The sequence below is a fragment of the Pseudomonas sp. DWP2-2 genome (genome assembly GCF_049897065.1).
GTDB classification, from domain to species: Bacteria; Pseudomonadota; Gammaproteobacteria; order Pseudomonadales; family Pseudomonadaceae; genus Aquipseudomonas; species Aquipseudomonas paracarnis.
Genome location: NZ_JAFCVN010000007.1, coordinates 81,096 through 94,494, shown reverse-complemented (window position 1 = coordinate 94,494; position 13,399 = coordinate 81,096). Strand labels below are relative to the sequence as shown.

Sequence of the window (13,399 nt, the reverse complement as noted above, 5' to 3'; positions counted from 1 at the left end):
AGCCTGAGTTAAACTCCCTGATCCCTGTAGGAGCGAGCTTGCTCGCGAAAAACGTCAACGATGATGCGCAGCCCTAGAATGTACGCGGCGTCCTCAGGTTTTTCGCGAGCAAGCTCGCTCCTACAGTTGATCGTTCCCACGCTCTGCGTGGGGATGCATCCTGTGATGCTCTGCGTCACGCTTCATTGGAGCCCCCATGGCCAACGCCTTGCCCGACCTGAAACTCCTGCGCATCTTCGTCAGCGTCGTGCGCCACCAAGGGTTTGCCAACGCCCAGCATGAGCTCAACCTGTCGACGTCGGCCATCAGCACCTACATGAGCCAACTCGAGTCAGCCTTGGGCCTGGTGCTGTGCCATCGTGGCCGTGGCGGCTTCAGCCTGACCAGCAAGGGCGAGCTGTTTCATCAGGAAACCCTGCGCCTGTTGGGCGAACTCGAAGGTTTCGAGCAGTACGCCGCCGCGTTGAAAGGCGAATTGCGCGGCACCCTCAAGCTCGGAGTTCTCGACTCCACCGTCAGCGACAAGGCCTTGCCGTTCGCCGAAGTGATTGGCGCCTACAGCCTGGAGCACCCGGCAGTGCATTTGCACCTGTCGGTGATGAGCCCCTACGAATTGCAACTGGGGGTGCAGGACAACCGCCTGGACCTGGCCATCGGTGCGTTCTCCAACCGCATGAGCGGGCTGGTCTACATGCCGCTGTACCGCGAACAGCACTGGTTGTATTGCAGCAACCGGCACCCATTGTTCAACGAGCGGCGCATCCCGGAACAAGTGATCACCCAGCAACGCATGGTCGGGCGGGGTTACTGGAGCCAGGCGGAGTTGGCGCGCCACGGCTTCAAGCACAGCGCTGCCACGGTGGAAAGTATGGAGGCGCAACTGATTCTGGTGCTGTCGGGCGCTTATATTGGCTACCTGCCCGAACACTACGCCCAGGCCTGGGCTGACAAGGGCGATCTGCGCGTTTTGCTGCCGGCGACTTTCGGCTACCAGGCGCCGTTTTCGCTGATCATGCGCCGTGGCCGCAGCCGCGAGCCACTGATCCAGACCTTCCGCGATTTGCTCAAGACCCAGCTCAACCAGGCCTGAAAACACCATGTCCCGACCCCATTGCCCGCGCTGCCTGCGCCCGACCACGCACTGCCTTTGTGCGCTGATCCCCCACCTTGACAGCCGCACTCGTGTGTTGGTGTTGCAGCACCCGAGCGAGGTCGGCCATGCGCTCAATACTGCACGGTTGGCGGCGTTGGGCCTGAACAACGCGCAGTTGGTGGTGGGGGAGGTGTTTGATGACCTGGCGACGCTATTGAACCCGCCTGGCTATCGGGCACGCCTGTTGTTTCCGGCGGATGACGCCGAGCCGCTGCACGCCTACGCACCTGACGATCAGCCACTGCTGTTGGTGGTTCCCGATGGCACCTGGCGCAAGGCGCGCAAACTGCTGCACCTCAACCCTTTGCTGGCGGCATTGCCCCGGGTGACGTTGGCTGAAGGCAGCGTTTCCCGCTATCGCTTGCGCAAGGCGCCGGGGCCTGGCGCCTTGTCGACGGTCGAAGCGATCACGCAAGCGTTGCAGGTATTGGAAGCGCCGACGTCCTTCGAGCCACTGCTCAAACCCTTTGAAGCGCTGATCGAAGGGCAGATTGCTGCGATGGGCGATGAAGTATTCCAGCGCAACCATGGCGACCCGACATAAACCCGGCTTATGCCTTTAAGCCATAAGCACCACACTTTGCGTGATATGGCCCGCCGGCCTTTCCCGGTATGATGTGCGCCCCGCAGTCTGGATTGCGAATACGCCATGACCTTGCAGTACCCAACAATCGCCGATTGTGTCGGCAACACGCCCCTGGTCCGCTTGCAACGCATGGCGGGTGAAACCAGCAATACCCTGTTGCTCAAACTCGAGGGCAACAACCCGGCCGGCTCGGTCAAAGACCGCCCGGCGCTGTCGATGATCGCCCGCGCCGAGTTGCGTGGGCAGATCCAACCCGGCGACACCCTGATCGAAGCCACCTCGGGTAACACCGGGATCGCCCTCGCCATGGCCGCAGCGATCAAGGGTTACAAGATGGTGCTGATCATGCCCGACAACGGCAGCGCCGAGCGCAAGGCGGCGATGACCGCCTATGGCGCCCAGCTGATCCTGGTGACCCAGGAAGAAGGCATGGAAGGCGCCCGTGATCTTGCCGAGCGCATGGCCGCCGAAGGCCGTGGCGTGGTGCTCGATCAGTTCGCCAATGGCGACAACCCCGAGGCGCACTACACCAGCACCGGCCCGGAGATCTGGCGCCAGACCCAGGGCACCATCACTCACTTCGTCAGCTCCATGGGCACCACCGGTACCATCATGGGCAACTCGCGCTACCTCAAGGAGCAGAACCCGGCGATCCAGATCGTCGGCCTGCAACCGATGGAAGGCGCGGCCATCCCGGGTATTCGTCGTTGGCCCGAAGAGTATTTGCCGAAGATCTACAACGCGACGCGGGTAGACCGCATCATCGACATGGCCCAGCGCGAAGCCGAAGACACCACGCGCCGCCTGGCCCGTGAAGAGGGCATCTTCTGCGGCGTGTCCTCCGGTGGCGCCGTGGCCGGTATGTTGCGCTTGTCCAAAGAAGTGGAAAACGCGGTGATCGTCGCGATCATCTGTGACCGAGGCGACCGTTACCTGTCGACCGGCATTTTCGACGAACCCAACTGATGGCCAAGCACGAGAGAGGCCTGCGCTTCCAACCGACGGGCGGCAGCCGGGCCCCACAGATACCCGTGGGCAAGAAACAGCGCCTGACCATCGAGCGTCTGGCCAATGATGGCCGGGGCATCGTGTTCTTTGAAGGCCGCACCTGGTTTGTGAACGGTGCGTTGGCCGGCGAAGAGGTGGAAGCACGGGTGTTGGGCGCCCATGGCAAAGTGGTCGAGGCGCGCACCGAGCGGGTGTTCCAGGCCAGCGAGTTGCGTCGCCCGGCACCCTGCGCCCATGTTGGCCGCTGCGGCGGTTGCAGCGTGCAGCACCTGCCCCATGAAGAACAACTTGCCCTGAAACAGCGCATGCTTGCCGAGCAATTGTCCCGGGTGGCCGGTGTCGAGCCACAGGAGTGGGCAGCGCCGTTGAGCGGGCCGGAGTTCGGTTATCGGCGCCGCGCCCGTGTGGCCGTACGTTGGGACGCCAAGGCAAAGAAACTCGAAGTGGGTTTTCGCGCCGTGGCCAGTCAGGACATCGTCGCTATCGATGATTGCCCGGTGCTGGTACAGGCCTTGCAACCGATCATGCAGCGTTTGCCAACGATGCTGCGTCGCTTGAGTAAACCGCAGGCGTTGGGGCATGTCGAGTTGTTCAGCGGTTCGTCCATCGCCGTGTTGCTGCGGCATATGGCGCCGTTGTCCGAGGCTGACCTGCAGATCCTCAAGGAATTCTGCACCTTCCATGACGCCCAATTGTGGCTGCACGGGGAAGGGCAGCCGGAGCCCGTCGAGCCGGGTCAGGCCTTGGGCTTCCGTTTGGAGGCGTGGGATCTGGAGCTGGCGTACCGGCCGGGCGACTTTGTGCAGGTCAACGCCGGGGTCAACCAGGCGATGGTCGCCCAAGCGCTGCAATGGCTGGCGCCACAAGCCGACGAACGGGTACTGGACCTGTTTTGCGGCCTGGGCAACTTCGCCCTGCCACTGGCTCGCCACGTACGCGAAGTGGTGGCGGTGGAGGGCGTACAGGCCATGGTGGACCGTGCGGCCCTCAATGCCGTCAGCAACCATTTGCATAACGCACAGTTTTTTCAGGCCGATTTGTCCCAGCCTTTGACCGACGCAGAATGGGCCAAACAGGGCTTTTCTGCGGTACTCTTGGACCCACCCCGCGATGGTGCCCTGGAGGTTGTGCGCAAACTTGCAGCCTTGGGGGCCAAGCGCCTGGTGTATGTGTCCTGCAACCCAGCCACGCTGGCGCGGGACACGGTTGAGTTGGTCAAGCAAGGCTACCGGCTAAAGCGTGCCGGGATCCTCGACATGTTTCCGCAGACCGCGCATGTCGAGGCCATGGCGTTATTTGAAGCGGGCTAGGATGCCCGTTTAATCCGACTGGCCTGCGTTCTCCAGGGCCTGAACACTGCCACGGAGCTCGCAGTAAAGTCGGCGATGATTTTGGCGCATCGAAGGTGCGTCGTAGGGAAGGTAAGCAAGATGGTACAGGTGAGAGCACACCAGCCGATCAACACCGACGGCAGTATCAATCTCGAGGCATGGCTGGATCATGCCGTCAGTGTCGACCCGGCACTGGACCGTGAAGCCTTGAAAGCAGCCTGCGAGTTCGCTCGTGAGTCTGAACAGCAAGACAATGCGGCCAAGAACCTGTGGGCCGAAGGCACTTCAAGTTTTCGCACTGGCCTGGAAATCGCCGAGATCCTCGCCGATCTCAAGTTGGACCAGGATTCGCTGATCGCCGCCGTGCTCTATCGCGGCGTGCGCGAAGGGCACATTGCGTTGCCTCTGGTCAGCCAGCGTTTCGGCGCGGTGGTGGCCAAGCTGATCGACGGCGTGCTGCGCATGGCCGCCATCAGTGCCAGCCTCAGCCCGCGTCAGTCCATGGTGCTGGGCACCCAGGGCCAGGTAGAAAACCTGCGCAAAATGCTGGTAGCGATGGTCGACGATGTGCGCGTCGCGCTGATCAAGCTGGCCGAGCGTACCTGCGCGATCCGTGCGGTGAAGACCGCCGATGATGAAAAGCGCAACCGTGTGGCCCGCGAAGTCTTCGACATCTACGCGCCACTGGCCCATCGCCTGGGCATCGGCCATATCAAGTGGGAGCTGGAGGATTTGTCCTTTCGCTACCTTGAGCCCGACCAATACAAACAGATCGCCACGTTGCTGCACGAGCGGCGCCTGGATCGCGAGCGCTTTATCAGCGACGTGATGGGCCAGTTGCGTTCGGAGTTGCAGGCTACCGGCGTGGACGCCGATATCAGCGGCCGCGCCAAGCACATCTATTCCATCTGGCGCAAAATGCAGCGCAAGGGCTTGGCCTTCAGCCAGATCTACGACGTGCGTGCGGTGCGCGTGCTGGTGCCGGAAATGCGCGACTGCTACACCGCGCTGGGTATCGTCCACACGCTGTGGCGGCACATTCCCAAGGAATTCGACGACTACATCGCCAACCCCAAGGAAAACGGCTATCGCTCGCTGCACACGGCGGTAATCGGCCCTGAAGGCAAGGTGCTGGAAGTGCAGATCCGCACCCACGCCATGCACGAAGAAGCCGAGCTGGGGGTGTGTGCGCACTGGCGCTACAAGGGCACCGACGTCAAGGCCGGGTCCAACCAGTACGAAGAGAAAATTTCCTGGCTGCGCCAAGTGCTGGAATGGCACGAGGAGCTCGGCGACATCGGCGGCCTGGCCGAACAACTGCGGGTGGATATCGAGCCGGACCGGGTCTATATCTTCACGCCTGACGGCCACGCCATCGACTTGCCCAAGGGCGCCACGCCGCTGGACTTCGCCTACCGCGTGCACACCGAAATCGGGCATAACTGCCGCGGCGCCAAGATCAACGGGCGCATCGTGCCGCTCAACTACAGCCTGCAAACCGGTGAACAGGTCGAGATCATCACCAGCAAGCACGGCACGCCGAGCCGCGACTGGCTGAACCCGAACCTGGGCTACATCACCACCTCGCGGGCGCGGGCGAAGATCGTCCACTGGTTCAAGCTGCAGGCACGTGACCAGAACGTCGCCGCTGGCAAGACCTTGCTTGAACGCGAACTGGCGCGCCTGGGCCTGCCTCAGGTGGACTTCGACAAGCTGGCCGAAAAGGCCAACATGAAGATCGCCGAAGACATGTTCGCCGCCCTCGGCGCGGGCGACCTGCGCCTGGCGCAACTGGTCAACCTGGCCCAGCAACTGGTCGAGCCGGAGCGCGGCAACGAACAGCTGGAGCTGATCCCGCGCAAAGCCACTGGCTACAAGCCGGGCAAGCGTGGCGATATCCAGATCCAGGGCGTGGGCAACCTGATGACGCAAATGGCCGGCTGCTGCCAGCCGTTGCCGGGCGACGCCATTGTCGGCTACATCACCCAGGGCCGTGGCGTGAGCATTCACCGCCAGGATTGCGCCTCGGTGCTGCAACTGGGCGGGCGCGAACCGGAGCGGATCATCCAGGTCAGCTGGGGTCCGGTGCCGGTGCTCACTTACCCTGTCGACATCATCATCCGTGCCTACGACCGTTCCGGCTTGCTGCGTGACGTCTCGCAAGTGCTGCTCAACGAGCGGATCAACGTGCTGGCGGTCAACACCCGTTCGAACAAGGAAGACAACACTGCATTGATGTCCCTGACCATCGAGATTCCGGGGCTGGACGCACTGGGACGGTTGCTGGGGCGGATTTCCCAGTTGCCGAACATCATCGAAACCCGGCGCAACCGCACCCCATGATTAGCAGGATGACAGCCGACTGACATGTGGAGTTGTTTTCTGTGGGAACTGGCTTGCCTGCGATAGCATCACCTCGGTTTAACTGAAGCACCGAGTCGCAAGCATCGCAGGCAAGCCAGCTCCCACATTGGATTTTCAGCGGAAAGAGATACGATGTATTCACTCGAAGACCTGCTGCACCTGATGAGCCGCCTGCGCGACCCGCAGTACGGCTGCCCGTGGGACATCAAGCAAACCTACGCGACCATCGTCCCGCACACGCTGGAGGAGGCCTATGAAGTGGCCGACGCCATCGAGCGCGGCGACTTTGACCATCTGCAAGGCGAACTGGGCGATCTGCTGTTCCAGGTGGTGTATTACAGCCAACTGGCCCGGGAAGAAGGGCGCTTCGAATTTGCCGGCGTGATCGACAGCATCACTCGTAAGTTGATTCGCCGGCATCCTCACGTGTTCCCAACCGGCGACCTGTACGCACCGCTGGATATCCCGCAGTTGAGCGAAGAACAGGTCAAGGAGCGCTGGGAGCAGATCAAAGCTGAGGAGCGCGCAGAAAAGTCCGACGTTCCCGAGCAACTCTCCCTACTCGATGATGTGCCCACCGCCTTACCCTCGTTGTCCCGTGCGGCCAAATTGCAAAAGCGCGCCAGCCAGGTTGGTTTCGACTGGCCTTCCGCGTTGCCGGTGGTGGACAACGTGCGCGAAGAGTTGGACGAAGTGCTCGAAGCCATGGCCGATAACGATGCGGCGGCCATCGCCGATGAAGTCGGCGACCTGCTGTTTGCCGCGGTCAACCTGGCCCGTCACCTCAAGGTCGACCCGGAAACTGCCTTGCGCGGTGCCAATGCCAAGTTCGAACGACGTTTCCGATTTATCGAACAGGCATTGCGCGATACACACCAACCCATAGAAGATTGCACCCTCGAAGAGTTGGACGCCCTCTGGGGTGAAGCCAAACGTCAGGAAAAGAATGTGTCCAGCTGCGGTTGAGCAGTTGCCTAAGTGAGTAAGCACCATGAGCCTTTCCCTTCGCGACCAGTTGCTCAAAGCAGGTCTGGTCAACCAAAAGCAGGCCAAGCAGGTCGGCAAAGAGAAACAGAAACAGCAGCGCCTGGTCCACAAGGGCCAGGCCGAAGTCGATGATACCCAGGCGCGCCTGGCCGCTGAGGCACACGCCGAGAAGGTCAAGCGTGACCAGGAGCTGAACCGTCAGCAGCAGGAAAAAGCCGAGGCCAAGGCGCGTACCGCCCAGGTCAAGCAACTGATCGAGACCTCGCGCCTGCCCAAGCTGACCACCGAGGACTACTACAACTTCGTGGATGACAAGAAGGTCAAGCGCCTGTCGGTCAACACGCTGATGCGCAACAAGCTGAGCAACGGCTCCCTGGCGATCGTGCACCACGGTGGCGGCTACGAGGTGATCCCGCGCGAAGCGGCGCTCAAAATCCAGGAGCGCGCTCCGGAGCGTATCGTGCAGCTCAACATCCTCACCGAAAGCCAGGTGCCGGATGAAGACGATCCGTACGCCGCTTACCAGATCCCTGATGATCTGATGTGGTAAGCCGCTGGAAATGACAAACCCCGCCAAAAGGCGGGGTTTGTGTTTTAAGCGTGCAGCACCAGCCGGTTACCAATCCACTGCGTAACTCAGGCTGAAGGTACGACCCTCGGCATTCGGGTACGGTGCGCGGGCGTTGGCCTGGGCGAACATGTTTTGGTAGTTGCGGTTGGTGAGGTTGTACACCGCACCTTCGAGGCGGCCTACCGGTAGCCTTACCGAGCCCAGCAGGTCGACCAGGGTGTAGCCCTGGATATCGCGGCCGTTGTTGTCTTTGGCCGCCGCGTCATAATTGGCCAGGCGCATACCCTGCAAGCGCAGGCTGTAGTCGTCACGCTCATAGCCGACAAAGGCTGTGGTCTTGGCGGGGGAGATGCGGGTGGCAGGCAGGTCGATCCACTTGCCGTTCTGCTGGGTCTCGCCTTTGGCGTAAGCGTAAGTACCGCCGACGGACCATTGGTCGCTGATGTTATAGGTCAGGCCGGTTTCGACGCCACGCACGCGTTCTTTCTGATTGATCAGGCGCAGCACACGATCATTGGCATCATAGAACTGCGTGACATCCGAGGTGTTTTCGTACGCGGTGACACTGGCCTGCCACTTGTCCCAGTCGCCACGCCAGCCCAGCTCGTAACTGTCGACCTTCAAGGCCTGGGCATTGAGGTCCTGGATATCGTATTTGCTGTTCACGTCACGCAGGAAGCGCTGGATATCCGGCAGGGAAAAGCCCTGGCTGAAGTTGACGAACACATCCTGGTTGTCGGTCAGGTGGTACACCGCACCGAGGTTATAGAGCGTGTCATCGTATTTGAGCGTGCCGCCGGGCAGTGTCGCGCGGTTGCCGGTCTGGACGATTTCGCCGTATGCGATGCTGTCGGAGACCTTGCTTTCAATCCATTCGCGACGTACGCCACCGCGCAAGGTCCAGTTGTCGATGTCGTAGGAGAGCTGGCCAAAGATGGCTTTGGTGGTGGTCTCGATATCTGGACCCAGTTCGAACGTGGTACCGGTTTTCGTGTAGGTCAGGCCATTGACCCGGTATTGGTCGCCACGCTGGCGTGAGGTTTCATGGTCGTAGTCCGCGCCCCATACCAGGTTGCCCGTTGCCGGGCCGATGTCCGGCATCTGGGTATCGACCGCTGCACGCAGGCCGTAGACGTCCTGCACGCTGTTGTTATCTGACACGCCTGCCCGGCCTCGGGACAGGTCTGGAAAGAACAGGGCGTCGGCCCGCCGCCAGTAGCTTTCGATCTGCAGGCCCTGGCCGTAGAAATCCTTGTCGGCGTAGTTGAGGTTGACCGCCTGGTTGTGGGTGTAGGGTTGGTCGCCCAGGTCCAGGCCTTTTACGGCGACTGCGTTGCTGGTGATGCGGGGGTTCTTGGTGTAGCGGGTGTCTTGTTCGTCCTTGTAGTCTTGCAGCGACAGGCTGATCTTCTTGTCGTCATCAAGCTCATAGCCGAAGCGACCTTGCAGGTCGTAGGTATCGGTGTCCATGTTGCTGCCCTGGGACGTGTCCTGGGGAATGCGCTTGCCATTACCGTCGAACTGATCGTTGCGCTGCACGGTGTTGCCCGAGAGGTACCAGTCCACCGGGCCTTTGCGCCCGGTGGCGCTTTGGAACGCCTGGTAAGCGAACCCCTTGTGGCTGAGGTTGTTGCCGGCGGTCATGCCGATCTTGCTGCTGAACGCCAGGTCTTCACCTTGGTTGCGTTTGGTGATGATGTTGATGATGCCGCCCGATGCGCCTGCGCCGTAGACGCTGCTGGCGCCGGAGATCACTTCGATACGCTCGATGCTTTCCGGTGCCACGCTGTTGAGCTGGCGGAAGTTATCGCGCGTGGCGTTTTGCGAAACCCCGTCGATCAGGATCAGGGTATTGCGCCCGCGAAGCGTCTGGCCGAAGTTGCTCATGCCGCCGCTGGAAGGGGCAATGCCAGGCACCAGTTGGCCGAGGATATCTGCAACCCGACGTCCTGCCCCGGTCTGCTGGCGGATTTGCGCTTCATTGATCACCTGCACTGAGCCTGGAATCTGCGCAATGCTGGTTTCGCTGCGCGTGGCCGATACCACTGTCGTCTGCAGTTGCAGACTGGTCGGGGCTGCCTGTGTCTGCTCTGTCTGATCGGCCCAGGCAGGGGCACTTATTGACCCAAGAAGTGGCAGCAGTACTGCCCATTGCGATGTGTTCATGATCATGTCTCAGAGTTATTAGAAGTATTGACAGAAAAATCGGATGTCTCAGGCGCTCGCGCAAACGAACGGATGGCGCGGATACTCACGGCGGCCAAGGCATAGGTCAGTGCGACCAGCCAGAAGCTGTGTGCCAGGCCTACCCACCCCATGCCGATACCGCCCAACAATGCGCCGCACAGCGCACCAGCTTTCGCGGCGCTGTTGCCCATGCCCAGGGCAAAACCCTGCTGGCTGTGCGCTACGGTAGTGGCGATCAGTGTGTAGGCCACGGGCAACAAAGCCCCCTGCCACACGCCCCACAGCAGCCTGCTGGCGATGAACCCCAACCACTCACTGGCCAGCGCCGTGCAGGCCAGCGTGAGCGCGCAGGCCCAGGTGACCCACTCGATGATGCGCAGCGTATGGGCTGGCTGATGTCGATCGAACAGGCGGCCCCACAACGGCGCGGACAGTGCCAGGGTCAAGGCACTGGCGCCATAGCTGGCGCCGATCAGCCACGCGGGCGCGTGCAAAACCTGGGCGACATATAAGGCGTAAAACGGTTGCGGCATCATCCTGGCTGCCTGGATCAATACGATGATCCCCAGCATCGCGCCAATCCAGCCTCTGGGGAGTGCGGCAGGCTTGGACGTGCGGGCAGGTCTCGATCGTGGTGAGTCGCTGGGTAAAAACGCGCTGATTATCGCGCACAACAGGCAGACGACGGTGGCGCTGTAGCACAGCAATGCGAAACCGGATATGTCCATGAGCCAGCCGCCCAATACCGGTCCGGCCAGGGAGCCTACAGCGGTGGCTGATTGCAGCCTGGCAAGAATGTGCCCGCGCCCACCCTCGCCGCAGCAGGCCAGTGCGTAGGCTTGGGCCGCTGCAATGAAGCCGGCCAACGCACCTTGCACCACGCGGATGACCACCAGCCACCACGGATCAGGCGTTATCGCAGCCAGCGCCTGGCACACCGCCAGTGCCAGCAATGCGCGGATGATCATGGGCTTATGGCCGGTACGGTCGCCCAGCTTCCCCCACATGGGTGTGAGAATCATCGCTGCCATCATCGGCCCGGCATACACCAGCGAAGACAGCAGGCCGGTGTACTGGGCATTTGCAGTGCCCAGCAACTTCTGGATTTGCAGCGGCCAGAACGGGCCGCTCATTTCCATCGCCCCCATCGACACCAACTGAATCACCACCAGCAGCCGCAGCGCTGTGTTGTTAGTCGGCATTGGCGGCCGCGCTCAACGGGTTAGGCAACCGCCCGACGATATCGGCATGACTCTCCAGCAGGCGCATGCGCATGAACGACTTGGCCGGCCATGCTTGCTCCAGCAGTGCTTCGCGCTCGGTGGCCCAGCGCTGCGGATCAACCTGCGAGCGCATGTCGTCAAAACACTGGCTGACCTGAGCTGACAGTTCATTCCAGAGCAGCGCCTGGGGGATGTCGAAGTGGCGCGCGGCAAGCAGGATGAGCTCGCCCAGATGGCACATGAAAACGGTGTGCAGCAGCTTGTCCCGTACGAAACCTGCGTCGTCGTACAGCGTCATCTTCGGGTCGTGCAGTTCAATGTCCAGGCCGTGGGCGTGCAAGGTTTTGCGGTCGATTCGGATATCGCCGAAGTCGCGCAACAGAAGACGGCTCAATTGTCCGTCTGCGGCCATCACCATGAAGGAGTTCTGTTGATGGGCCTCAAAAGCGATGCCGTAGCGTAAATACATGCCCAGCAGCGCCGGCACACTGATCGCCGCGTAATCATGGAAGAAGGCGAGCATGGCCGCCGCGTCATCCTTGCCTTGGCTCAGGCGCACCCATTGGCGCAGCAGCGGCTGGCCGTGTTGATCAATGGCAAACAGGCTGCCCACCGGCACGGCCATTTCGTCCGGCTGGAGCTGGCTCTGGGGATTGTCGCGATAGAGCACCGCCAAGTGGCGGGAGTGCTCGTCATTGGCCGGTTGTGGCTGGAAATGCACACCGATCCGCTCGGGAACGATGTTCAGGCATTTTTGAATCGCAGGCTCGCGTTCCAGGATGCTCAGCAGCAGATGGCTGATCCGTGGGCCCATGCGCGCTGAACGCGGCGATACGGTGCGCTGTACGCTGGTCAGGCGCAGTGACACGGGCAGTTTGACCATCGGTGCATCGCGACGGCCTTCAGGCAACACGGTTCTGAATGACATGGTGGGGTGGGCAGTAAACGCGACGATATCGGTCAGCACCAGCAGTTTGTCGCCGATTTCGTTGGCGAACAGTTGAGGCAACTCCTGGCGTGCCTGCCAAGGGTGGGCAGGCAACGGCAGATAATCGTCTGCCTGAAGGCCCTGCGCTTGCAGGGCTGCGGTCAATTGCCGTGCTGCCTGCGGGAAGTGCTCGCTCCACCACTGCCAGTAGTCGGCGGTACCGGCCAACTTTTCGACATGGGCAAACTGGCGATGCAGCGCGCACAGCAGCACCGGGAAGCGTGCTTCGAACTCCGGCGAATAGTTGATGACTTGTGCGGTATTCAGGCCCAGCTTGGTCTTGTAGTTGGGGTGCCATGGGTGACCCAATGTTCCCCACTGTTCAAGCACGGAAGTCGGGTTGATAACGCTCGGGCTGTTCTTGAGATGACTCAGCAGGTTGTCTTGATGCACCGGGTCCATTGACGCATGCAGCTTGAGCGTCCATTGCTCATGGAAGGCGAGGCACAAGGTGTCGTTGATGAAGCTGTCGTCGATCTCTACGTTGAGGCGGTTGAGCACTTCCCGGTCGGCAGGCGACTCGAGGCTGGCGTTAAGCAACGTCAACAACTGTGAGGGGAACTGGATTTTCTGTTCGGGCTGGCCTTCGCGCAACAGGATGACTTCGCCACGCAGGTCCCAGCTTGCCATGCGGCCAGGGTGCAAATGTTCGAAACGCAATCGGGCCTGGCAAGCCAGTGTCAGCGAGCAATGGCCATGTTCGTCATAAAGGAGAGTGCTGGGGTCCAGCAGGCTTTCACGAAACAATGCTTGGATCAGGCGTTGGAAGCTACGTTCGGCGGCAGGTGCCAGCGTATTGATCAGGGCTTCGAGGCTGACGTGGCTGGCCTTAAATTGCGCAGTGGCAAGTGCTTCGCTCCAGCGTTCCAGTAACGCGTTTTCTGGCTTGCTGCTATTTCCATGCATCTAATTGATTCCCTGATTCGTGAGCCTGAATGAAAAGCGAACGAATGATATCGAGAATCATTATTTGTGTGTGTTTTTGTTACATTAATTTATGG

At 61.1% G+C, this 13,399-nt stretch carries 10 protein-coding genes; 7 read left to right on the top strand and 3 right to left on the bottom strand.

Going from position 1 to position 13,399, the window contains the following annotated elements; all coding sequences use genetic code 11:
* Positions 1–196: 196 nt before the first annotated feature.
* The 7 genes from ACP7CZ_RS17130 to ACP7CZ_RS17100 all read left to right on the top strand — a co-directional run bounded on the left by ACP7CZ_RS17130 (position 197) and on the right by ACP7CZ_RS17100 (position 7,979).
* Entirely contained in the window at positions 197–1,090 is an 894-nt protein-coding gene (locus ACP7CZ_RS17130) for a LysR family transcriptional regulator (RefSeq protein ID WP_014719406.1), read from the top strand.
* Between the two features lie 7 nt (positions 1,091–1,097).
* A complete protein-coding gene (locus tag ACP7CZ_RS17125; RefSeq protein WP_054920205.1) occupies positions 1,098–1,697 on the top strand; it encodes a tRNA-uridine aminocarboxypropyltransferase in 600 nt (199 codons plus the stop codon).
* A 105-nt stretch (positions 1,698–1,802) separates the two neighbouring features.
* Entirely contained in the window at positions 1,803–2,705 is a 903-nt protein-coding gene (gene cysM, locus ACP7CZ_RS17120) for a cysteine synthase CysM (protein WP_034128318.1), read from the top strand.
* Positions 2,705–4,057: a 23S rRNA (uracil(1939)-C(5))-methyltransferase RlmD gene (gene rlmD / locus ACP7CZ_RS17115; RefSeq protein WP_034128319.1), complete on the top strand. Its 1,353-nt coding sequence runs from the start codon at positions 2,705–2,707 to the stop codon at positions 4,055–4,057. The genes cysM and rlmD overlap by 1 nt, the downstream gene beginning before the upstream one ends.
* Positions 4,058–4,177: 120 nt before the next feature.
* The gene (relA, locus tag ACP7CZ_RS17110) at positions 4,178–6,421 is read left to right on the top strand and encodes a GTP diphosphokinase (protein WP_003193076.1); all 2,244 of its coding nucleotides are present in this window, start codon (positions 4,178–4,180) and stop codon (positions 6,419–6,421) included.
* A gap of 153 nt (positions 6,422–6,574) precedes the next feature.
* Positions 6,575–7,408, top strand: coding sequence for a nucleoside triphosphate pyrophosphohydrolase (gene mazG, locus ACP7CZ_RS17105; RefSeq protein ID WP_034128320.1), 834 nt, complete (start codon positions 6,575–6,577; stop codon positions 7,406–7,408).
* Between the two features lie 25 nt (positions 7,409–7,433).
* Entirely contained in the window at positions 7,434–7,979 is a 546-nt protein-coding gene (locus ACP7CZ_RS17100) for a DUF2058 domain-containing protein (protein ID WP_014719402.1), read from the top strand.
* 66 nt (positions 7,980–8,045) lie between these two features.
* Here the strand turns inward: ACP7CZ_RS17100 and ACP7CZ_RS17095 are convergent, their stop codons facing one another.
* Genes ACP7CZ_RS17095 through ACP7CZ_RS17085 form a run of 3 tightly spaced genes read right to left on the bottom strand, consistent with a single transcriptional unit; the run spans position 8,046 to position 13,304 of the window.
* Positions 8,046–10,166, bottom strand: coding sequence for a TonB-dependent receptor (locus tag ACP7CZ_RS17095; protein WP_294165431.1), 2,121 nt, complete (start codon positions 10,164–10,166; stop codon positions 8,046–8,048).
* A 2-nt stretch (positions 10,167–10,168) separates the two neighbouring features.
* The gene (locus tag ACP7CZ_RS17090; RefSeq protein ID WP_054920202.1) at positions 10,169–11,389 is read right to left on the bottom strand and encodes an MFS transporter; all 1,221 of its coding nucleotides are present in this window, start codon (positions 11,387–11,389) and stop codon (positions 10,169–10,171) included.
* Positions 11,379–13,304: an IucA/IucC family protein gene (locus ACP7CZ_RS17085; RefSeq protein WP_054920200.1), complete on the bottom strand. Its 1,926-nt coding sequence runs from the start codon at positions 13,302–13,304 to the stop codon at positions 11,379–11,381. The genes ACP7CZ_RS17090 and ACP7CZ_RS17085 overlap by 11 nt, the downstream gene beginning before the upstream one ends.
* Positions 13,305–13,399 lie beyond the last annotated feature (95 nt).